The sequence below is a fragment of the Glutamicibacter sp. AOP12-B1-11 genome (genome assembly GCF_052379245.1).
In the GTDB taxonomy this organism is placed as follows: domain Bacteria; phylum Actinomycetota; class Actinomycetes; order Actinomycetales; family Micrococcaceae; genus Glutamicibacter.
The window spans coordinates 19,736-39,419 of record NZ_JBQSYL010000002.1; the positions used below are offsets into that span (position 1 = coordinate 19,736).

Sequence of the window (19,684 nt, forward strand, 5' to 3'; positions counted from 1 at the left end):
CAAGAGTTGCTCTTGCCACTTCAATACACATCTTTCACTTGAGTCACATTAAACACATCCGACTATGGAAGCGCAATGTTTCGGGTCATCGTGTGTTGGCTCTAGTCGGTAGCGAGCCGTGCAAAGAGCAAGGAATCGCGGCGTCGATCGCTAACGAGTTTATGCTCGCGCAAATGCCCTTCGTAGGCGAACCCGGCCTTTTCCAGCACACGTCTGGAGGCCGAATTCTCGGGGGCGCAAGTCGCTGTGATGCGGTGCAGATCTAGGGAAGAAAATCCAAGATCGAGCAGCATCTTCGTTGCCAGCGTGGCATAGCCGCGACCCCAGAATTTACGATTCAGGCTATAGCCGAGTTCTCCGCAGCGGTGGTCGGCATCGGTGCTCCACACTGCCGCGCCTCCGATCACCTGTTCATCGACGAGGACCGCCAAGGTCAGCGCTTGGCTGTTGGGCAGACTGGCTTCCAAGAGGTACTGCCGGGTCTGCTCTGCGGAATTCGGACCCCACTCGGCATACCGGTAGACCATGGGGTCCGTGGCGTACTCGTGGACCGCTGCGAAATCCGAAGCTCGGTATCGCCCCAACGACACACCCGCTCGGGTGGCGATCACCTCTCGATCGGGTAAAGTCATCAAAATTCCTTTCTGAAGGGGAAGAAAAAAGGTCTTGGCCTTATCCAAGGGGACGAGGCCAAGACCGTAGGCAAGAAAATGTTAGCTGTTGTCGGCGCTAGCTGCAGGCTCTGGGTTAGCGGTTTCCTTGGCTTTTTCCACGAGGCTTGGCTTTTCCTCGGGTTTGACCTTTTCGCGGATGTCTTTTTTCGCGTCATCCACCGCATTCGAATTATCGCGATCGGTCCACACCTTGATCACTGCCCACGCTGCGGCGGTCAGCGGCACGGACAGCACGGCGCCGATAATACCTGCAAGCACGGTACCAGCGGTCAAGGCCATCAAGACCACCAGCGCGTGCAAGTTCAATGCATTCGCCATCACCACTGGCTGAAGGAAGTTGCCCTCAAGCTGATTGACCAGGATTACCGCAGCCAGCACGATCAGGGCTACCACTGGACCATTGGTGACCAAGGCAATCAGTGTAGCCAAAATGCCTGCCACGGTGGCACCAACCATCGGAATGAACGAACCGAGGAACACGATCACGCCCAGGGGCAGCGCTAGCGGAACCTGCAAGATCAGCAAGGTTGCGGTAATGCCCAAGGTGTCCACCGCAGCCACGGTAGCGGTTCCGCGGATATAGCCGCCGAAGGTGCGCAGTGCACGGTCACCGGAAAGGATCCACTTATTGCGGTAGTGCTTGGGCGTCCAAGACACTGCGAAGGCCCAGATCCGGTCGCCGTCTTTCAGGAAGAAGAACAAGATCACCAGGAGCAAGATCAAGCCCGTCACGAAGCTACCTGCGGCACTGAGCGTGTTCAGGGCGCCGGTGCCGAATTGGGAACTGGTCAAGAACGAGGTCACCGTGTCCACGACGCCGTCGATCTGGCTCTGATCGATGGACAATGGCATATTGCCGATGAATCCCTGCACCATGTCATTGAGCTGATTGAAGCCTTCAACCGCTTGGTCAACCAGCTTTGGCCATTCCTTGATGACCGAGAAGACCAATCCGGTGCCGATGCCGCCGAGAACCAGCAGGGAGCTGAGGAAGACGATCCAGGCGGAGATCAATGGAGAAAAGACCTTGCGAAGCTTCAGCACCAAGGGCCATAGCGCGCAGGAGATAATCACTGCCAGCAAAGTCGGAATGACGATCATCGTCAGTCGCAAGAGTCCGATGATGAAGAAGGTGGCTAGGGTGCCAACGATCAAGATCTGGGCGCTACGGATTCCGAGGCGCCCGAGCATATCCGTCCACAGGGAATGCACGGTGAAGTTTGGCTTGGTAACCTCTGACTCGCTGAGCAATTCACCTACCGGAGGTTCCGGAGCCGGTGCCGGAGCAGCCGGTGGCTTGCGCTTGGGTAACTTTAGCTTGCGGAGAAAATCCATTGGTGCTCCTTGAGACTGATACTAACTAGCTCCAACAATAGGCTAACGAGTTGATTAGGAATCGCCACAACGCCGAGGAAACGCTATTTCGGCGTTGGCTTTCGCTTTTACGCGCTCAAAGCACATGAAAATGGGGTGTTTCTCCACCTAAGGTTGAAGAAACACCCCAATTTCCAAGTTCCCGGGTTAGCGCCCGAAATACTCGTCAGCCAGCAGGCTCATCAGAATGCGGTCGTGGAACGCCCCATCGTGGAAACCAGCCTGGCGGTTGCGTCCTTCCTCGCGGAAACCGGCGCGGGAGAAGGTGCGCAAGGCCCGCTCGTTATAGGCCCAGATCCCCAACCCGATTCGGTTCAGCCCCATTTCGCGGAAGCCGAAGTCCACGATCATCTTGGTTGCGACCGTGCCGTATCCCTGCCCCACATTCGAACCGCCGATCATCAGCATGAGATCCGCCGAACGGGCCGGGGCGTTGAAATTGTAGAGTGCAGTGTGGCCGATTAGCGTGTCATCGGGCAACGTAATTGAAAGGCCCACACCATCCTTGGTGCCTCGGTTCAGGCTCCAGCTCTTGAATAGGTTTGCGGCTTCGACGCCGGGATGCGGAAGTACGATATTTCCCTGCAGCGCCATGAACTCCGGGCTATTCCACCATTGGGCCAGGACCGATAGATCTTCATCCTGCAGTTCGCGTAGCCGGATCGTGTCCGAGGTCAGTAGATTGATGCCGTAATCTTGGGCGTTTTCTGTATTCCATTTGTGGCTTCCCATGACCCTAATCTAGTCGCTTTAGCTTGGAGGCGGGTGACCTGCGTCATTTTAAAGACTCGTGCCAAGGCATGGAAGGAAGCCAGAAACCATCGATAATACGCGTGTTCATCAGGTTTTTAGCGGTACAGCTCCGCCGCGGTCTTTCGCTGATAGCGGGAATTAGGCCCGACCGCGGCGTGCCGCTCGATCCGCCAGCGCAGCAGGCAGCACGCCAACACAATAGGCCAGAAGATCCATCGCCGCGAAGCCAGTGCCCAATACCAACCGCGAGGGCGGAAAACGGGCCGCAGCCTCTCGCGGCAAGGAGGTGAGCTGAAGCAGCTCTACCGCCACGCACCACCCTAGCGCCCAGGCCCCGACGGTGAGCCATGAGCGCGTTGGGGCAATGAAGGCGACTACAACATAGATCAGCGCCGCGTACAAAACCCCGCCGGCCAGGTCGGCGACGAGCCCCCAAGGTAGAAAACGCAGGAACAAGCCAAGGGGGACCAGCGCACAAGCACTGATCCCCAGAATGATTCGGCGCCGGGTGAGGCTATCCAAAGAACGCGTTCGGGAAGCGGAGAACGATGGATGCAATAACCAAAACCCACAAGATCGCCACGACGACCCAGCTCCATTCCTTGGCGAACTTCTTCACGCCTTCGGATGCGGGAATGACTCCATTGACGATATTGCGCGAAGTGGTGAAGACGAAGAGCGGAATCATCATCGCCCACACGACCATGCAGTAGGGGCACAGGGCATTGATCTCATACAAAGCCTGGGACCATAGCCAGGCGATGAACGCCATGGCCAGCGTCACTCCGGCCTGCACTCCAATCCAGAACCAGCGGCGGAACTTGGCGCCGGCCAGCAGCGCCATTCCGATGGTAATCAGCACGCCAAAGAGGACGATGCCCAGTAGCGGGTTCGGGAAACCGAGCAATTGAGCTTGGTCGGATTTCATGACGGTGCCGCAGGAAACCCAGGGGTTGATATCGCACCCGGTGATGTAGTCGGGGTCTTTGTAAAGCTCGAGGCGTTCAAGGACTAGGATCCCCGAGGCGACCCAAGCAATCGTGCCGGTGAGCACGGCGAATAATCCGAAGCCGCGTTCTTTTGCCCACCAGGGCAACACGCCCGAGTTCTGAGGACTCTCAAGTGATGAAACCATGTCTTGACTATTCCATATGTTCAGACGAATGCGGGTCATTGCGCACCTTGCTTCTCACATACTATGAAGCTTTTCTGTGCAATATATATGAGCTGGTGAACTAGCGATGAACGAACTATGAGAGAATGGAAGAGGTTGTTCGCGGATCCACAGTCTGCTTTCAACCCGACGACAGACTTTTGAAACGACAGATCGTCAAGCGATGCATCGCTTCGGTTGAGTGCCCATTACGTGCGCCTCCCGTAGGAATACCGCGGATCGTAGGGCTGCAAAGGAAAGCAGCCGGTTTTCAATGGCCACGTTGAACCGCAGCTAGTTCTCTTGAATCGGAAAATTGATTCAGGGCAGAACCCAGATGCGGAACACACAAGGACTTTTGTGTCTGGCCGACTCACGAAGACGGCCGAAAGACACGTGACGAATGTTGTTTCAGCCTAGGCACCGTCTGTGGAGGTCGCCGAAGCGGGAATTTAAACTAGGAGCACGCGAATTTAAATGAGCGCATCAAATCAGCGAAAAGGAGGGGCACAGGGAAGTAAGCGAGGCAATCGTTCAACACGAGCCCGCCGTACCACTGTAGCCACCACCCCATCACGTCCATTGCGGCGTGCGTTGACCCTGGCAGAGCTAAACGCCGCAGCCGGAGTCGAAGAAAGCCCATACCGTTGGCGCGCAACGCGTCGTACCCAGGTATCCACTCCTGACTCGGTCAAGCGCATGAGCCGCCAAGCCGAACGCCGCCAGCAGGTCGCCCGCGACGCAGTCGAACAGGCAGCCTCGGCCTCCGAGGAAGTGGCTGAGGAAGTGACTTCCGCACAGGCTCCGGTGACCACCACGGCGCAGGCACCGGAAGAAACCGGCATCAAACTGGCGCCCGCGGTGACCGAACCGGCAAAGGGTGCCGAGGTCTTCGAGTCTTCAGTCGAGGACCACACCGGTGCATTGCTAGCCGAACACGGCAGCTCCATGATCATGAACCCGTTCGCGATCCCGGAAGCGGCGCACACGGTGGTGCAGCATGCGGTGGCGAACACCGCCAAGCCCGAAGCTGCACCCGCCTCGCGCCAGAAGGACGAGGATCTGGAAGCAGACGATGTGTCCTCACGCCGCCGCCGCCGGCGCCGTCGCGGAGATGTTGACCTGGAGGTCGACGGTGGTTCGCAGGACGATCCACCAAACACCGTCACCCGTGTGCGCGCTCCGCGTGCCAGCTCCGAAGCGCATATCCCCGCTTCGGACCGGGTCACCTCGGTGCGCGGCTCCACCCGTTTGGAAGCCAAGCGCCAGCGCCGCCGCGAATCCCGCGAGACCGGCCGCCGCCGCCAGGTGATCACCGAGGCCGAGTTCTTGGCTCGCCGCGAATCGGTGGAACGCAAGATGATCGTGCGCCAGCGCGAGGACCGCATCCAGATCGGCGTCTTGGAAGATGGCGTGCTCGCCGAGCACTTCGTCTCCAAAACCCAGCAGGATTCGCTGATCGGCAACGTGTACCTGGGCAAGGTGCAGAACGTGCTGCCATCCATGGAAGCCGCCTTCGTCGATATTGGGCGCGGCCGCAACGCTGTGCTGTACGCCGGCGAAGTCAACTGGGATGTCGCAGGGCTGGAAGGCCAGCCGCGTCGTATCGAAAACGCGTTGAAGGCCGGGGATTCGGTTCTCGTGCAGGTCACCAAGGATCCGGTAGGACATAAGGGCGCACGGCTCACCAGCCAGGTCTCCCTGCCTGGTCGTTACCTGGTCTACGTGCCGGGCGGTTCGATGACCGGTATTTCGCGCAAGCTTCCAGACGTAGAACGCCAGCGCCTGAAGAAGATCTTGAAGGACCACCTGCCGGAGAATGCGGGCGTCATCGTCCGCACCGCCGCCGAAGGCGCCTCCGAAGAAGAACTGACCAATGACATCAACCGGCTGCGTGCCCAGTGGGAAGGTATCGAGGCGCAATCTTCCTCGACCAAGACCCTGGCCCCGGAGCTGCTGTACTCGGAGCCGGATCTGACCATCAAGGTGGTGCGAGACGTCTTCAACGAAGACTTCACCAAGCTGATCGTCTCCGGCGAACAGGCTTGGGACACCATCGAGGCCTATGTCATGTATGTGGCCCCGGACCTGATGAGCCGGCTGGAGAAGTGGGAGCAGTCCGAAGATATCTTCAGCAACTTCCGCCTCGACGAGCAGATCAACAAGGCACTGGACCGCAAGGTCTTCCTGCCATCGGGCGGTTCGCTGGTTATCGACCGCACCGAAGCGATGACCGTGATCGATGTGAACACCGGAAAGTTCACCGGTTCCGGCGGCAACCTCGAAGAGACCGTGACCAAGAACAACTTGGAAGCGGCCGAGGAAGTTGTCCGCCAGCTGCGCCTGCGCGATATCGGTGGCATCATCGTCATCGACTTCATCGACATGGTCCTGGAAGCCAACCGCGACCTCGTGCTGCGCCGTCTGGTCGAGTGCCTGGGCCGGGATCGGACCAAGCACCAGGTCGCCGAGGTCACCAGCCTTGGTCTGGTGCAGATGACCCGCAAGCGCATGGGCACCGGCCTGCTTGAGGTCTTCGGTGAATCTTGTGAAGCATGTGCCGGCAGCGGCTTCGTCACGCACGAAGAGCCGGTCGAGCACCGCAAGTCCTTCAACGCTTCGGGCGAAGTGCACGCCAAGAAGTTCGCGGAGAAGTCTGCGGCTCCTCGCTCCGAGCGTCGTCGCCGTCGCGGCAACGAACGCGATGAGCCGAAGGCCAGCGAGCATGGAACCGAAAACGCCGAGGCAGAGGGCGGGGAGCAGCACGAGGCGACCCGCAACGCGCTGGCAAATATTGCCGCCGCTTCGCACCTCGATCAGCCAGCCGAATCGGGATTGAAGTTCGATGGGGCTACCGTGCCGGTTGCCAAGGCCGCAGCAGCACCTTCGGATGCCGCTGCCGAGGATGCCTCGGTGACCTTGGAAGCTCTGGAAGCAGCTTTGCCCGGGGGAGAAGAAGCCGAAGGCGCCGAGCAGCACGAGGGCGGGCGCAAATCACGCCGTCGCTCACGTTCGCGTTCCCGTGGCCGCGGTCAGGGCGAGCAGGCGCAAGCCAGCGAGCAGAGCGCGGATGAATCCTCCACGCCGGAGGTCGAGCCTTCACCGGCGCAGGCCCCGGCTGCGGAAGAGCAGCCCGCACCAAGCGCACGCAAGCGCGGCTCCCGTCGAGCCACGCGTGCTCAGAGCGAGTCGGTTGCGCCGCCAACCGGTTCGGGCCAGCCAACGCTGACCGGACTGGCGATGCCCGCCTCGCAGGCCGAGGTTGCCGCTGCTGCGGCCACCGCGGAGGGCAAACCGGCCGCAGCAGCTGCTGCGGCCCCACAGAGTTCCACGCAGCCAAAGCGTCGCAGTCGTCGGGCCACCTCGGTCCAGGGCGATGCGCATGCAGAGGTTCGTGTGGCGGAGGTATCCGCTGCCACCGGTTCGGTGGTCCAGATGGATACCAACAGTGCACGAAACGAAAAGCCAGCCGAGGCTGCCGGGCAACCGGTTATGCTCGGAGTTGGGGTTCCGGTTCGTGAACTGAAATAGATGAACTTGATCACGCTTCACCCGCTGGGGCAGTTTGTATTTGCCCCAGTGGTGTGGACTAGCGTAATCTGGTTCATCGGTGCTAAACGCCAAGATCACGGATTTCTGATCCGCTCGGCGTCAAGGCACAAGCGCATGAGATCCCTGAATAAGGTGCTTGATTTATCAGGCATCCGGGTTGATTTCTGCGCCGGTAAGACAATAAACGTCGAGTAGAAGCGAGTACCCACGTGGTGTACGCAATTGTCCGCGCAGGCGGCCACCAGGAGAAGGTTTCCGTTGGAGACCTCATCACCGTAGACCGTCTTCAGGCTGCCCTAGGTAGCTCTATTGACCTTCCAGCTTTGCTGTTGGTAGATGGCGAGAAGGTAACTTCCGCCGCTGCCGACCTGGCTAAGGTCAAGGTCACCGCTGAGGTTGTAGAAAACCTTCGCGGCCAGAAGATTGTTATCCAGAAGTACAAGAACAAGACCGGTTACAAGAAGCGCCAGGGCTTCCGTGCCGCTCTGACCAAGGTCAAGGTCACCTCGATCGCCTAATTTGGGCTGATCGTACTAACCATTTTTGTAGCGAAAGAGGCTAAAAGGCATGGCACATAAGAAAGGTGCGAGTTCCACTCGCAACGGTCGCGATTCCAACGCACAGTACCTAGGCGTAAAGCGCTTTGGCGGTCAGGATGTCAAGGCAGGCGAAATCATCGTTCGCCAGCGCGGCACCCACTTCCACCCAGGCGCCGGCGTAGGCCGTGGCAAGGATGACACTCTGTTCGCTTTGGCTGCTGGCGCAGTCGAGTTCGGCACCCGTCGTGGTCGCCGCGTGGTGAACATTGTAACTGCTGCCTAATTTAGGCGACAGACAATTTTTTGAGTGCACAAGGGGTGGGCCGATTTCGGTCCGCCCCTTGTGTGCGTATAGATAGACTTTAAGCGAGTAGTAACTCGCACCCCCGTTATAGGAGAAGATGGCCCCGTGGCTGCATTCGTTGATCGCGTAACTCTAAATGTCACCGCAGGTAATGGTGGCCACGGTTGTGTGTCCATCAAGCGCGAGAAGTTCAAGCCCCTAGGCGGACCGGACGGGGCAAAGGGCGGAGACGGCGGAAATGTCATCTTGCGCGTTGACCCGCAGGTCACCACGCTGCTTGAATTCCACCACCTGCCACACCGCAAGGCCAACAACGGCGAGCCCGGCCAGGGCGGACTGCGCCCCGGCAAGCAGGGCGAAGACCTGGTCCTCGGCGTGCCTGCGGGCACCGTGGTCAAATCCAAGGATGGCGACATCCTTGCGGACCTGGTCAAGACCGGCGATGAGTTCCTCGCCGCACAAGGCGGCATGGGCGGACTGGGCAACGCGGCCATCGCTTCCGATAAGCGCAAGGCCCCAGGGTTCGCCCTGCTCGGTACCCCGGGCACCGGCCAGGAAGTAGTCCTGGAACTTAAGTCCGTCGCAGATATCGCGCTGGTGGGCTACCCCTCGGCCGGTAAGTCCTCGCTGATCGGCTCGATCTCCGCGGCACGTCCAAAGATTGCCGACTACCCATTCACCACGCTGGTACCCAACCTGGGCGTCGTGCAGGCCGGCGAAGTGCGCTTCACCGTCGCCGACGTGCCCGGGCTTATCCCAGGTGCTTCCGAAGGCAAGGGCTTGGGCCATGAGTTCCTGCGCCACGTCGAGCGTTGTGCCGCGATCGTGCACGTGCTGGACTGCGGCTCGCTGGAGACCGACCGCGACCCGATCCACGATTTGGAAACCATCGAAGCGGAACTGGCAGCCTATGAAGCCGACTCCAGCTTCGCTGGAACCGATGGCACTAGCGTTGCTTTGACCGAGCGCCCGAAGCTTATCGCGCTCAATAAAGTAGATATGCCCGACGGCTCCGACATGGCTGAATTCGTGCGCCCTGAGCTCGAAAAGCGCGGCTACCGCGTCTTTGAAATCTCCGCACTGGCACGTAACGGATTACGCGAATTGACCTTCGCCATGGCTGAATTGGTAGAGCAGGCACGCTCCGAGCGTGTTGAAGAAGCCCCGATCGTTGAAGTTCCGATGCTGCGTCAGCGCACCGGCAAGAAGACGGAATTCATCATTCGCCGCGAAGAGGTGAACTTCGAACCACTCTGGCGAGTGATCGGTGAAAAGCCTGAGCGCTGGATCGTGCAGACCGACTTCCGTAACGACGAGGCCGTCGGCTACCTGGCGGACCGCCTAGCTAAGCTGGGTGTTGAGAACCAGTTGTTCAAGGCCGGCGCCAAGCCAGGCGACGCGGTCGTTATCGGTGCCGAAGATAACTCGGTAGTCTTCGACTGGGAGCCAACCATGGCAGCCGGGGCCGAATTGCTCGGCTCGCGCCGTGGCGAGGACATCCGCCTGGAAGACCGAAACCGAAAGACGCGTGAAGAAAAGCGCGCCGAGCATGATGAGCGTCGCGCGGCGAAAGCCGCCGCACGCGAAGAGCTTGAAGCCGAGCGTCGGGCGGGCATCTGGACCGAATCGGTACATGCGAAGAACGCTGAACGCGCTGCTCAGAATCGGGCAGCAGATAAGGAAGACTAAGTATGAATGTGCGAGCAACTAAGACATTATCTTCAATTTCCTCACTTCGAGATCTACCCCAAGCAAGACGCGTAGTCGTAAAGGTGGGATCCAGCTCGTTGACAACCGTCAGCGGCGGGATCTCCCACGAGCGGTTGAAGTTCTTGGCAGATACGCTCGCACACACGCTGCACGATGACACCGAAGTAATTTTGGTTTCCTCTGGCGCCATCGCCGCCGGACTGTCGCCGCTAGGGCTGGAAAAGCGTCCCAAAGACCTTGCCACCCAGCAGGCGGCAGCGGCCGTAGGACAGGGATTGCTGCTGGCGCAGTACACCCAGGAATTCGCAAGACACGACATCAATGTCGGCCAGGTGCTGCTGACGGCAGATGACCTGATGCACCGCAATACGTACACCAATGCGCTGCGTTCGCTCACGCGCTTGCTGAACCTGGGCGTGCTGCCAATCGTGAATGAAAATGATGCGGTAGCTACCCGCGAGATCCGATTCGGCGACAACGACCGTCTCGCCTCGCTGGTTGCCCACCTGATCAAGGCCGATGCGCTGCTGCTCTTTTCCGACGTCGACTCGGTTTATGACGCGCACCCGGAGGACGGCGGAAGCCGCATCTCGCATGTGGGCCACCCCGATGAGCTCGACGCTGTCGATTTGGGCACTCCGGGAGCGGCCGGCGTTGGCACCGGTGGCATGATCACCAAGGTCGACGCGGCCACCATGAGCGCCTCGGCGGGTATTCCGACGCTGGTGACCAGCACCGACAACGCCGCCAAGGCACTGGCGGGCGAAGACGTGGGAACCTGGTTCGCCGCGCGCAACACGCGCCGCTCGGCCCGTGACGTGTGGCTGGCGCACCTTGCCTCCTCCGAAGGCCGGCTGGTCCTGGATGCCGGTGCGGTGCGTGCCGTTGCCGACGGAACGAATTCCTTGCTTGCCGCTGGCATCACCTCGATTCGCGGAGAATTCGAAGCCGGGGACGCAGTGGAAATTTGCGATGCAGACGGGAACGTCATTGGTCGTGGACTAGTGAACTACTCGGCTGAAGAGCTTCCAGAAATGCTTGGACGCACTACCGTCGAACTGGCCGAGTTGCTCGGCGAGGGTTACGACAAAGCCGTAGTACATGTCGATGATCTGGCCTTGATCTAAGGAGGCCAATAGAATGGGAGATATGAGTCTAGATTCAGCCGAAACAAAGACCGAATCCACCACCGACGTATTCGCGTCGGTCAACCAGCTGGCAGATCGTGCCCGCCGGGCCTCGCGCACTCTGTCGCGGGCAAACCGTGATTGGAAAGATAAGGCTCTGCGTGCCATCGCAGAGACCATTGATAGCCATCGCCGAGAAATTATGGCGGCCAACGCCAAAGACCTTGAAAATGGCCGTGAACGCGGCACCAGCGCCGCACTGCTTGACCGCTTGAAACTTGATGATCAGCGTATCGACGGTTTGATCTCCGCCCTTGAAGAGCTCATCGGACTGCCAGATCCCGTCGGCCGCGTCGTACGCGGCGAAACGCTACCCAACGGCTTGCGGATGCGGCAGATCAACGTCCCAATGGGCGTGATCGGCACCATCTACGAAGCCCGCCCCAACGTGACAGTCGATATCGCAGGGCTGTCCCTGAAGAGCGGCAACGCCGTATTGCTGCGTGGCGGCTCGGCGGCGCTGAACTCGAATGTAGCCCTGGTGGGCTACATCCGGAATGCTCTCGAATCCGTTTCCTTGCCTCGTGACCTGGTGATCTCCGTGGACGAATACGGACGCGAAGGCGCAGACGCGATGATGGCAGCGCGCGGACGCATCGACGTGCTGATTCCACGCGGTGGCCGCGACCTGATCCAGCGTGTGGTCACCACCGCGAAGGTTCCGGTCATCGAGACCGGCGAGGGCAACGTCCATATCTTCATGGGCGCCAGCGCCGATGAGAAAATGGCAACCGATATCCTGCTCAACGCCAAGACGCACCGTCCGAGCGTGTGCAATACGGTAGAGACGTTGCTCGTCTCCAAGGACGCTCCGGCAGCACAGGGCGTGCTCAAGGCCTTGGCCAAGGCCGGGGTTACGCTGCACACCGACGCCCGCGCGGCGGCACTGGTCCCAGAGCTGGAAACGATAGCTGCCGGTGAAGATGACTGGCGCAACGAGTATCTTGACCTGGATATCGCGGTGAAGCTGGTAGACACGATGGACGAAGCGCTGGAGCACATCCGCGAATACTCCACCGGACACACCGAAGCGATCATTACCTCATCTCTGGCCGAGTCCGAACGGTTCATCGCGGAAATCGAGTCTGCGGCAGTGATTGTTAACGCCTCGACCCGCTTTACCGATGGTGGCGAGCTGGGGCTGGGTGCCGAGGTAGGCATCTCCACGCAGAAGATGCACGCGCGTGGACCGATGGGCTTGTCGGAACTGACGACCACCAAATGGATCGTTCAGGGCGACGGGCACATTCGTAAATAGTTTATACCCCCTGTCTTCGGTAGGATGTAGAAGAATCGTACCGTTACTTTTCGGACCTGTATTTGCGTTGCAGATTTGGTCTCGATAAAACGTCTGGAGAAATAAGTTGAACGCGCTGATTATGGCTTCTGAAGCTGCATCCACCGGCATTGACCCACATACCATGGCAATCATCGTCGGTGGTGGCATCTTCGTCGCGCTGATGGTTCTGCTGCTGGTCACGGTTTCCTACACCAACGTGGGCCTGCGTCACGCAGATCACGACGAAGTGGAAGACATTCACCGTCAGTTTAAGGTCCACGGAGACAAGCACTAGTCTTGGCGGATCCACTGAACAAGAACCGCCCATTGCGCCTCGGCGTGATGGGCGGTACTTTTGATCCCATCCACCATGGTCACTTGGTCGCTGCCAGTGAAGTTGCGGCCGAGTACGACTTAGACGAAGTGGTCTTCGTGCCTACCGGCAAGCCCTGGCAGAAGGTTGCGCGAGACGTGACCGCCGCAGAGCACCGTTACCTGATGACGGTGGTCGCTACTGCGTCGAACCCACGTTTCACCGTGAGCCGCGTCGACATCGACCGTGAGGGTGCAACGTATACGCACGACACGTTGCTTGATCTTCGTGCCGAACGGCCAGAGGCCGAACTGTTCTTCATCACTGGTGCGGACGCATTGAGCAAAATCGCCAGCTGGAAGGACGTCGATCAGGTCTGGGACCTGGCGCACTTTGTTGGCGTGAGTCGTCCAGGTCATGTGCTGCCAGAACTTGAGCAAGAGAACGTTTCACTTTTAGAAATCCCAGCATTGGCGATTTCCTCCACGGATTGTCGTGGGCGCATAGCCCAAGGCAAGCCCGTTTGGTATCTGGTGCCGGACGGTGTGGTGCAGTACATTGCAAAATATGGGCTTTATACCGAGTCGTAACCTCACATTGATGCGTCCAACACGGCATAATCTCTAGGTAAGGGTGACGGTATTTGTCTAAGCGGTCGGGAGAAGAACAGGATGAGCGATAACACGCAGCCGGCTTCAAGCCGGCGTGCTTTGCGTGAAAAGCGGCGCGCTGAAATGGAAGCCATGCTGGCGAGCAGTAAAGCCGAGCAGGATGCCAAGCAGCTCGCTGATCAGAAGGCAACTGAAAAGAAGGATGCAAAGCCTTCGGCAGGTGCCAGCCCAGCTGACCCGAAAACTTCCTCCCCTGCCCCAAAAGCCCCTGCAAAGCCGGTAGCTGGCGCGCAGCAAGGCCAAGGTTCGAATAAGCCGGCAGCGGCGAAGACTCCGGCCTCGACGCCGGCCAACGCTCCGACCGCGTCCGGCAAGGCTGCCGAGCCGAAGCGGGTCGCCGAGAAACCCGCCGAACAGGCGAAGAACGTAGCTCCGGCTAAAAAGGACGAACAAGCCAAGGCCGCACCGTCGCCGGCCAAGCCCGGACAGGCTAAGGGGGCGCCAACTCCGGCCAAGTCGGCTTCCAGCGCTCCGAAGGCCAAGCCCGCGGCTGGTTCAGCACCGGCTGCCGACCCGTCGCACGATGCAGCGGATAGGCCAATGGGGGAGCGCGCTTCCTTGCGCCGCGCTCGCGACCGAGAAGCGCTACGTGAGCGTCGACGCCTTGAAGAAGAAGTCGGCGCACTCACCACAAACATTCCAACGGTCGAACCAGCCGAAGATCCGAAGCCCCTGACTCGCCGTCAGCTACGACTTCAGTCGCTAGCGGAACAGAATCCGGACGCAGCAAATCCGAAGCAGGGCACCGCTAAGCCGTTGGCCAAACCTACGGCTACAGACGACTCGCCGGAAACCACCGTGATGAGTGTCGAGGAAGCGCTGGCCGCACGACGTTCACATGCTCCCGAAACACTCGTTGATCCGAATCTTTTGAACGATGATGACGGTGAGATTGATCTCGAAGTTCTTGCCCATCAGCGTGAGATGGCAGCACGTGCAGCCATCATTTCTCGCCGGGCGGCAGAACGCGAACGGCTCCGGATTGAGAATGCCAAGAGCGGCAAGGAACAGGCCCTGTCTGATCCGTTCACCGGGGCTCTGGGCAATATTCGTGAAGTCGAAGACCGCATCGCCAAGACCGGCGTGCAGGGCCCGCAGACGGAAAGTGTTTCGCTAGATCTTGATTCCAGCGGCAAATTATCTGACAAACTGAAGCACAATTCGCAGGCTGCAAAGAAGCCAAGCAATGCGAAAGCTCCGGCAAAACCAGCGCCAAAAACTGTAAAGCCTGTAGTCAACTCCGAGTTAAAAGCTGGAGCTGGCAAAACTTCGCCGGCAGCGCCCAAACCTCAGGCGATGCCCGCGCCGAAACCTGCAGCGAAATCCGCAAGCAAGCCAGCGTCGGGTTCAAAGCCCAAGGCACCGGCCTCATCGGTTCCCGCTCCAGCTGAAGCAGGGGACGCGCAAGCGAATGTGGAAATGCCGCGCATCGATGCGGTGAATGCCCAAGGCCTACAGCCTCTGGACGCTCAGACCCACGGTGTGCGACGTGCAAATAACAGGCTGATTGCTATGATCGCGGCGCTCAGCGTCGGCGGTGCAGCGCTTGTTGCGGGCATTGTCATGTTGATCAGTTCGCTTACTTCGTAGGACAATTAAGTTCTTGATCTATACCTCTAAAAGGAGACACCCCACTTCATGGGAGCACACGCAGACTCTATCGCCCTCGTTAACGTTGCAGCATTGGCCGCAGCGGACAAGTTGGCAGAAGACATTGTGGCACTTGATGTCGCCGAACGACTGGGCGTAACCGACGCGTTCCTTATCGTCTCCGGTGGCTCTGAGCCACAGGTAAACGCAATTGTTGATGAGATCCAGGCCAAGGTACTCGAAAAGTTCGAGATTCGCCCGGTGCGCCGTGAAGGATTCGGCAGGGGCCGTTGGGTCCTCCTGGACTACGGAGACGTTGTTGTACACGTACAGCACCAGGAAGACCGAGTTTTTTATGCGCTAGAGCGTCTATGGTCGGACTGCCCAGTCATTGAACTTGCTACGGAAGCCAAATAAAGCCCTAGTAGCATGGGATTTGCTTCCTGATTCGGCATTCATCTATGATTAGTGAGTTGCCTTATCAGGTAGCAATCCTTTTGGGGGTATGGCGCAGTTGGTAGCGCGTCTGCATGGCATGCAGAAGGTCAGGGGTTCGAATCCCCTTATCTCCACCCTTATCTCGACACCCTTATCTCCACCCTGTAATGTCTCGGGACATCGGTAGAACGATGTCCCGAGACATTAGTCTTTTAACTGTCACCTATTCAGGCGAGAAATTGCTTTTTGGTAGTTCTTCGATGGATCGATTTTGAAGTACCTGATGATTTCTCCGGTTTTTCTGTTGATGACGGTTACGTCCCGATCATCAATGAGCATCCGGACCGGAACGCCTGAATAGGTGCGTCCCATTCCGAGGTGGCGAAGCTGCCCTCCGTAACGTAGCGTCAGCTTTCCGTCCTTGTCCACGGTGTCTGTTCCGATGCGCCGTATTAAACGTTGCTTGAAGATACGAGTAGAGTCGGTCTGAGTAGTTACTAGAGGAGAAAAGCCATGAGCTTAAAAGAACGCCTTCGCGATGACAGCATAATTCACCTGAAAGCAGGGAATGAGCTGGAAAAGACCACCTTGCGAAATATCTTGAGTGCCATCGGCACCAGAGAAAAATCTGGTAAGAATCCAACGGAGATGACCGACCAAGATGTCGAGAACCTTCTCCGTAAAGAGGTCGCCAATCGAGAAGAAACTGCAAAAGTTGCGGCCGCGGATAACCGCGAGGAAATGGCCGAGCGAGAATTAGCCGAAGCTGCATTCATCTCGACGTACTTGCCGAAGGTACTGACCGAGGGTGAGGCCCAGGGCATCGTGGATCGGATTATGGCGGAACTTTCCGCCGATCATGCGCTCACGATGAAAGATATGGGCACTGCGATGAAGGCGGTAGGCGCTGAGATCGCTGGACGTTTTGATGGCAAAGCTGTATCGCAAATGGTGCGCGCCAAACTCAGCTAATAACCCCCACAATCTACTTCGGCGTTCATCCAGGATGACTGCGGTAGATACACTGCCTGCAGTCTGCAATGGCAAGTGAAATTCGGGGTACCAAGCCGCGAGCGTGGCTTGGTACCCCGAATTTTCAATTTACGCATGAGCTGCAATGCTGGTTCGTGAAAATACACGTCAAGCATTGCACGGAGCTCTGCGTGCGTGGTCATTCCGTGCTCGAAATTCCTAGAGTATTCCGGAACCGCGGAGGCATTCGCCTGATCCTCGAAGATTCAGGGGAGTAGGATCATTGTTGTTGAGGGGCTATAGCTCAGTTGGTAGAGCGCTTCGTTCGCATCGAAGAGGTCAGGGGTTCGATTCCCCTTAGCTCCACCCTTAGCTCCACCGAGAATAATCCCGCTCCCACAAGGATAAACCGTCTTGTGGGAGCGGTTTATTAGTGCCCAAAACACCTATCGGACACTCTCGTCTTAGGCCTACTTAGTACCGCTTGAAACACTTTGTTCGGTCTAAACCCGCAGGCAAATCGCAAGCTCAAGCGGCCAACCCAACCGGCAACATCTCTGTCAACTTCTAGGCCAGCGAATCTAAATCCTGGTCAAACGACCCAGTGTAATCGTCCAGCGTAATGGCAGCACTAGCTTGCCCCAACAGGCATTGCACTGCTTTCACAGATGCACCTGACTGAACCAGCCACGATGCTGCAGTGCGCCGGTGTCCCATCCTCAATCGCACTTGGTGACGACAACGTTGATCGAGTCGAGTTGAAAGAGACGATGTGCCACGCGTGTGCGTCGAAGGAATCCGCGCTCAACGACAACATGGACCGTTACCCGGGATAGATGCTCTACCGAATATGGGACGAAGAGTCCTAGTAGTTGCCCCATGACACTAGACGGTCATGCAGGTCGTCGAACGCCATCGAAATGTCAAGACCAATCTTGTGGCATTCGGTGGCGCCGGGGCAGTTAGCTTCGTCCCAAGAGTCAGCTGCTATTTCGGCTTCTTCGGAGGCATCCAACGTTTTGCTCATCACCGTGTCGAGTTCATCGGGAAGATCACCAATGTAGGCGGGAACACCCGGTTTCTTTGCGCCCTCCAATGACGCGGTGACAGTTTTTGCCTTCATTCCAGCCGAGAATATGGTCGCCATGCAGAGCGTCTCTTCGTGGGGGTCGGGCAAGTTGAAGCAATGGTATTCGTCGAAAGCGTCCAGTGTCTCTTCGATGTTGCTGGCAAGGGGCAGAGCTACAGATTTGTAATCTGCGATGCTTCCGACGTTCGGGTTTTCTGCCGCAACCGGTGCCGCGCTTGACGCTGATGACTCTACCGGCTCCAGTTGTTCTGCGGCCGCGCATCCTACGAGTGCAAGCCCTATGGCAATCGTCGAAACTCCTACTGCAACTTTCCTCATGATTCCCCATTTCTAAGTGCTGGCGATGATGCTCTGACCTTATCAGCGGCACCGGACAAACAATTGAATAGGCGGTGCCGTCTTGGCTGATAAGAACATCCGGGTCGTCGTCAAAGCGGAGATCGCATCCTTCAAGCGAGACATGGATGCGGCTTTGGCTGCTGCCAAGAAAACTGCTGCTGAAACTGACAAGGCCGGCAAGGCTGCTGAGTCTGTTATCGGGCGTTTGGCTCAGACTGCTCAGCGGCAGGAGAAGGCATGGGATCAGATTTTTACTGGTCTTGTTGCTGGCGGTACGGCTATTGTGGCTGGTCTTGGATTGGCGACTAAGGGCGCGACGGAATACGCGATGGAATAGGAGTCGGCTTGGACTGGCGATCTCAAAACTAGCGATGGTTCCAGCGCCCAGCTTCAGGTGTACGGTGGCGTTGGGTGAATTGTGTGAGTTATTGAGCGGTACGCGGACTGTATATCCGGGGACGGATCGGGTGTTGCGGTACCGGGTGAAGGGCTTAGCGGCGACTCATTAATTTTCTACCGATGTCCAGAGCCCTGCGGTTGCAGGTCGGCCGGGTAGATCGGTTTACGACCTGCTCTGACGATCCGTGGCTTGGCGGGTTTCAATGCTTCTCGCAGGGCGCAGCGGGCGTAGTCGCGGTGCCAGCCAGTGATTTCGACCAATTCATCCAGGATCCGAGTTTTCCCGGCACTATCGCCGAGCCGGTAGCTGTTCGCGAGATGTTTGGTGACTTGTTTGCGTGCGCTCATTGTCAGTCCCATAGTGCTGAGCAGATACCCGCAAAGCCCAAGAAGCAAGAGGTACTTTGGCGGAGGTTTTCTTGTGACGCAACGTAGTATCCGTGCCGGAGGTTTATTACGAGTCAACGCGGACACTAGTATGTCGACCGCCTCCGCGCTTATGATTAGGCAACGTCGAATGCTGTAGCCGGACGACACCGCATAACTGGCGCAGTGCGCATTCTGGGGGATGAGGCGACATGAGTAAGCTTGCGTCGGCAGGTGAATGGTACTGCCCTGGCTGTGGAGGTTCGGGGCGCCCGTACGGCGATAGCCACCTGCAGTGGTGCACGGTGTGCAATGGGCGCGGCACGGTTCCGTGGGATCCCGACACGCGCCAAGGCACGGACGCGAATCCTCTGGATATCGCCACCGACAGACGCTTATGGGCGATGGGGTTGCGTAACCTCGCTATCGCCATCGGTATTGCCGCTTGCATTCTCGGTCTTTTCCTGACGGTGGGGATCGTGTCGACATGGCTGCAAGCTGCTACTGGGGTGCTGCGTCCGCTCCTTGAAGTGTTGCCTGAAAGCATGGTGGCGCGGTCGATCGATGGCGAGGGTGGATCCCCTTGGATAGTAGCGGCATTGAACCTCGTTGTGCCGATTGGGCTGGTCATTTGGATGTCGGTCTTGGCCCGCAGAGCGATTCAATCTTCCCAACGCCTCAAGGCGTTGGGCTTGCTGGTGCTTCGCGCTGTAGCCGCTGTCTTCTTCATAGCACTTTCGATGATGCTGGCCGCGATCGCGGCGGGATCCGATTTACGGGGCAACGGCAGTGAAGCACCAGATACATACATCGGATTGTCGGCGCAGGTGCCCAACGGGTTCGCAGGGACGGTGATCCGAACCGATACCGTGTGGGCGATGGTCTTGGTACTGGTAGTCGTCCTTCTCCTGGGGGCCTTCAGTTATTGGCGGCTCTCGCACAGGATCAACGCGAACCGTGCGCGTTCGTTTTAGACAGATG

General features: G+C 58.4%; 21 protein-coding genes and 2 tRNA genes. 15 read left to right on the forward strand and 8 right to left on the reverse strand.

The window, feature by feature from the left end; all coding sequences use genetic code 11:
• Positions 1–101: 101 nt before the first annotated feature.
• From ACT3UQ_RS01200 to ACT3UQ_RS01220, 5 genes are all read right to left on the reverse strand, one after another.
• Positions 102–632, reverse strand: coding sequence for a GNAT family N-acetyltransferase (locus ACT3UQ_RS01200; protein WP_444636371.1), 531 nt, complete (start codon positions 630–632; stop codon positions 102–104).
• Positions 633–713: 81 nt separating this feature from the next.
• The gene (locus tag ACT3UQ_RS01205; protein ID WP_105552245.1) at positions 714–2,009 is read right to left on the reverse strand and encodes an AI-2E family transporter; all 1,296 of its coding nucleotides are present in this window, start codon (positions 2,007–2,009) and stop codon (positions 714–716) included.
• A 186-nt stretch (positions 2,010–2,195) separates the two neighbouring features.
• The gene (locus tag ACT3UQ_RS01210; RefSeq protein WP_105552244.1) at positions 2,196–2,780 is read right to left on the reverse strand and encodes a GNAT family N-acetyltransferase; all 585 of its coding nucleotides are present in this window, start codon (positions 2,778–2,780) and stop codon (positions 2,196–2,198) included.
• A 159-nt stretch (positions 2,781–2,939) separates the two neighbouring features.
• Positions 2,940–3,323, reverse strand: coding sequence for a ribosomal maturation YjgA family protein (locus ACT3UQ_RS01215; protein ID WP_105650828.1), 384 nt, complete (start codon positions 3,321–3,323; stop codon positions 2,940–2,942).
• Positions 3,316–3,936 carry a vitamin K epoxide reductase family protein gene (locus ACT3UQ_RS01220; RefSeq protein WP_105552242.1) on the reverse strand — a complete coding sequence of 207 codons (621 nt, stop codon included), beginning with the start codon at positions 3,934–3,936 and terminating at the stop codon, positions 3,316–3,318. Before ACT3UQ_RS01220 ends, ACT3UQ_RS01215 begins: the two co-directional genes overlap by 8 nt.
• A 495-nt stretch (positions 3,937–4,431) precedes the next feature.
• Here ACT3UQ_RS01220 and ACT3UQ_RS01225 point away from each other — a divergent pair, with 495 nt between their 5' ends.
• The 11 genes from ACT3UQ_RS01225 to ACT3UQ_RS01275 all read left to right on the forward strand — a co-directional run bounded on the left by ACT3UQ_RS01225 (position 4,432) and on the right by ACT3UQ_RS01275 (position 15,671).
• The gene (locus ACT3UQ_RS01225) at positions 4,432–7,485 is read left to right on the forward strand and encodes an Rne/Rng family ribonuclease (protein WP_444636372.1); all 3,054 of its coding nucleotides are present in this window, start codon (positions 4,432–4,434) and stop codon (positions 7,483–7,485) included.
• 230 nt (positions 7,486–7,715) lie between these two features.
• Positions 7,716–8,024: a 50S ribosomal protein L21 gene (gene rplU, locus ACT3UQ_RS01230; RefSeq protein ID WP_096284983.1), complete on the forward strand. Its 309-nt coding sequence runs from the start codon at positions 7,716–7,718 to the stop codon at positions 8,022–8,024.
• 49 nt (positions 8,025–8,073) lie between these two features.
• Complete coding sequence (rpmA, locus tag ACT3UQ_RS01235) at positions 8,074–8,328, forward strand: 50S ribosomal protein L27 (RefSeq protein WP_096254657.1); 255 nt, start codon at positions 8,074–8,076, stop codon at positions 8,326–8,328.
• Positions 8,329–8,454: 126 nt separating this feature from the next.
• Entirely contained in the window at positions 8,455–10,038 is a 1,584-nt protein-coding gene (gene obgE, locus ACT3UQ_RS01240; protein WP_444636373.1) for a GTPase ObgE, read from the forward strand.
• A gap of 2 nt (positions 10,039–10,040) precedes the next feature.
• Entirely contained in the window at positions 10,041–11,186 is a 1,146-nt protein-coding gene (gene proB, locus ACT3UQ_RS01245) for a glutamate 5-kinase (protein ID WP_105552238.1), read from the forward strand.
• Positions 11,187–11,208: 22 nt separating this feature from the next.
• A complete protein-coding gene (locus ACT3UQ_RS01250) occupies positions 11,209–12,504 on the forward strand; it encodes a glutamate-5-semialdehyde dehydrogenase (RefSeq protein ID WP_258133459.1) in 1,296 nt (431 codons plus the stop codon).
• Between the two features lie 106 nt (positions 12,505–12,610).
• A complete protein-coding gene (locus ACT3UQ_RS01255; protein ID WP_105552236.1) occupies positions 12,611–12,820 on the forward strand; it encodes a hypothetical protein in 210 nt (69 codons plus the stop codon).
• 2 nt (positions 12,821–12,822) lie between these two features.
• Positions 12,823–13,428, forward strand: a complete 606-nt coding sequence (gene nadD / locus ACT3UQ_RS01260; protein WP_096284973.1) for a nicotinate-nucleotide adenylyltransferase — start codon at positions 12,823–12,825, stop codon at positions 13,426–13,428.
• Positions 13,429–13,509: 81 nt separating this feature from the next.
• The gene (locus ACT3UQ_RS01265; protein ID WP_105552235.1) at positions 13,510–15,099 is read left to right on the forward strand and encodes a hypothetical protein; all 1,590 of its coding nucleotides are present in this window, start codon (positions 13,510–13,512) and stop codon (positions 15,097–15,099) included.
• 48 nt (positions 15,100–15,147) lie between these two features.
• Positions 15,148–15,516: a ribosome silencing factor gene (gene rsfS, locus ACT3UQ_RS01270; RefSeq protein WP_105552234.1), complete on the forward strand. Its 369-nt coding sequence runs from the start codon at positions 15,148–15,150 to the stop codon at positions 15,514–15,516.
• A gap of 82 nt (positions 15,517–15,598) precedes the next feature.
• Positions 15,599–15,671 (forward strand) — tRNA-Ala (locus ACT3UQ_RS01275).
• A gap of 85 nt (positions 15,672–15,756) precedes the next feature.
• Here ACT3UQ_RS01275 and ACT3UQ_RS01280 read toward each other — a convergent pair.
• Positions 15,757–15,966 (reverse strand): hypothetical protein, encoded by a 210-nt coding sequence (locus ACT3UQ_RS01280; RefSeq protein WP_444636374.1) that lies wholly within the window; start codon positions 15,964–15,966, stop codon positions 15,757–15,759.
• 84 nt (positions 15,967–16,050) lie between these two features.
• Between ACT3UQ_RS01280 and ACT3UQ_RS01285 the strand changes: the two genes are divergently transcribed.
• Together ACT3UQ_RS01285 and ACT3UQ_RS01290 are read left to right on the forward strand one after the other, a co-directional pair.
• Entirely contained in the window at positions 16,051–16,509 is a 459-nt protein-coding gene (locus ACT3UQ_RS01285) for a GatB/YqeY domain-containing protein (RefSeq protein ID WP_105552232.1), read from the forward strand.
• A gap of 293 nt (positions 16,510–16,802) precedes the next feature.
• Positions 16,803–16,875, forward strand: a tRNA-Ala gene (locus tag ACT3UQ_RS01290).
• Between the two features lie 499 nt (positions 16,876–17,374).
• Here ACT3UQ_RS01290 and ACT3UQ_RS01295 read toward each other — a convergent pair.
• A complete protein-coding gene (locus tag ACT3UQ_RS01295) occupies positions 17,375–17,917 on the reverse strand; it encodes a hypothetical protein (protein WP_105552231.1) in 543 nt (180 codons plus the stop codon).
• Between the two features lie 82 nt (positions 17,918–17,999).
• Here ACT3UQ_RS01295 and ACT3UQ_RS01300 point away from each other — a divergent pair, with 82 nt between their 5' ends.
• The gene (locus tag ACT3UQ_RS01300; RefSeq protein ID WP_105649067.1) at positions 18,000–18,275 is read left to right on the forward strand and encodes a hypothetical protein; all 276 of its coding nucleotides are present in this window, start codon (positions 18,000–18,002) and stop codon (positions 18,273–18,275) included.
• Between the two features lie 176 nt (positions 18,276–18,451).
• Here the strand turns inward: ACT3UQ_RS01300 and ACT3UQ_RS01305 are convergent, their stop codons facing one another.
• Positions 18,452–18,685, reverse strand: a complete 234-nt coding sequence (locus ACT3UQ_RS01305) for a hypothetical protein (RefSeq protein ID WP_146112405.1) — start codon at positions 18,683–18,685, stop codon at positions 18,452–18,454.
• 230 nt (positions 18,686–18,915) lie between these two features.
• Here ACT3UQ_RS01305 and ACT3UQ_RS01310 point away from each other — a divergent pair, with 230 nt between their 5' ends.
• Positions 18,916–19,677 carry a hypothetical protein gene (locus ACT3UQ_RS01310; protein ID WP_146112404.1) on the forward strand — a complete coding sequence of 254 codons (762 nt, stop codon included), beginning with the start codon at positions 18,916–18,918 and terminating at the stop codon, positions 19,675–19,677.
• Positions 19,678–19,684: the final 7 nt, after the last annotated feature.

Excerpts from the sequence above, each read along its gene's own strand:
- ACT3UQ_RS01200 (WP_444636371.1), bottom strand. The coding sequence starts at position 632 with ATGACTTTACCCGATCGAGAGGTGATCGCCACCCGAGCGGGTGTGTCG.
- ACT3UQ_RS01205 (WP_105552245.1), bottom strand. The coding sequence starts at position 2,009 with ATGGATTTTCTCCGCAAGCTAAAGTTACCCAAGCGCAAGCCACCGGCT.
- ACT3UQ_RS01210 (WP_105552244.1), bottom strand. The coding sequence starts at position 2,780 with ATGGGAAGCCACAAATGGAATACAGAAAACGCCCAAGATTACGGCATC.
- ACT3UQ_RS01220 (WP_105552242.1), bottom strand. The coding sequence starts at position 3,936 with ATGGTTTCATCACTTGAGAGTCCTCAGAACTCGGGCGTGTTGCCCTGG.
- ACT3UQ_RS01225 (WP_444636372.1), top strand. The coding sequence starts at position 4,432 with ATGAGCGCATCAAATCAGCGAAAAGGAGGGGCACAGGGAAGTAAGCGA.
- rpmA (WP_096254657.1), top strand. The coding sequence starts at position 8,074 with ATGGCACATAAGAAAGGTGCGAGTTCCACTCGCAACGGTCGCGATTCC.
- proB (WP_105552238.1), top strand. The coding sequence starts at position 10,041 with ATGAATGTGCGAGCAACTAAGACATTATCTTCAATTTCCTCACTTCGA.
- ACT3UQ_RS01250 (WP_258133459.1), top strand. The coding sequence starts at position 11,209 with ATGAGTCTAGATTCAGCCGAAACAAAGACCGAATCCACCACCGACGTA.
- ACT3UQ_RS01265 (WP_105552235.1), top strand. The coding sequence starts at position 13,510 with ATGAGCGATAACACGCAGCCGGCTTCAAGCCGGCGTGCTTTGCGTGAA.
- rsfS (WP_105552234.1), top strand. The coding sequence starts at position 15,148 with ATGGGAGCACACGCAGACTCTATCGCCCTCGTTAACGTTGCAGCATTG.
- ACT3UQ_RS01285 (WP_105552232.1), top strand. The coding sequence starts at position 16,051 with ATGAGCTTAAAAGAACGCCTTCGCGATGACAGCATAATTCACCTGAAA.
- ACT3UQ_RS01295 (WP_105552231.1), bottom strand. The coding sequence starts at position 17,917 with ATGAGGAAAGTTGCAGTAGGAGTTTCGACGATTGCCATAGGGCTTGCA.
- ACT3UQ_RS01305 (WP_146112405.1), bottom strand. The coding sequence starts at position 18,685 with ATGAGCGCACGCAAACAAGTCACCAAACATCTCGCGAACAGCTACCGG.
- ACT3UQ_RS01310 (WP_146112404.1), top strand. The coding sequence starts at position 18,916 with ATGAGTAAGCTTGCGTCGGCAGGTGAATGGTACTGCCCTGGCTGTGGA.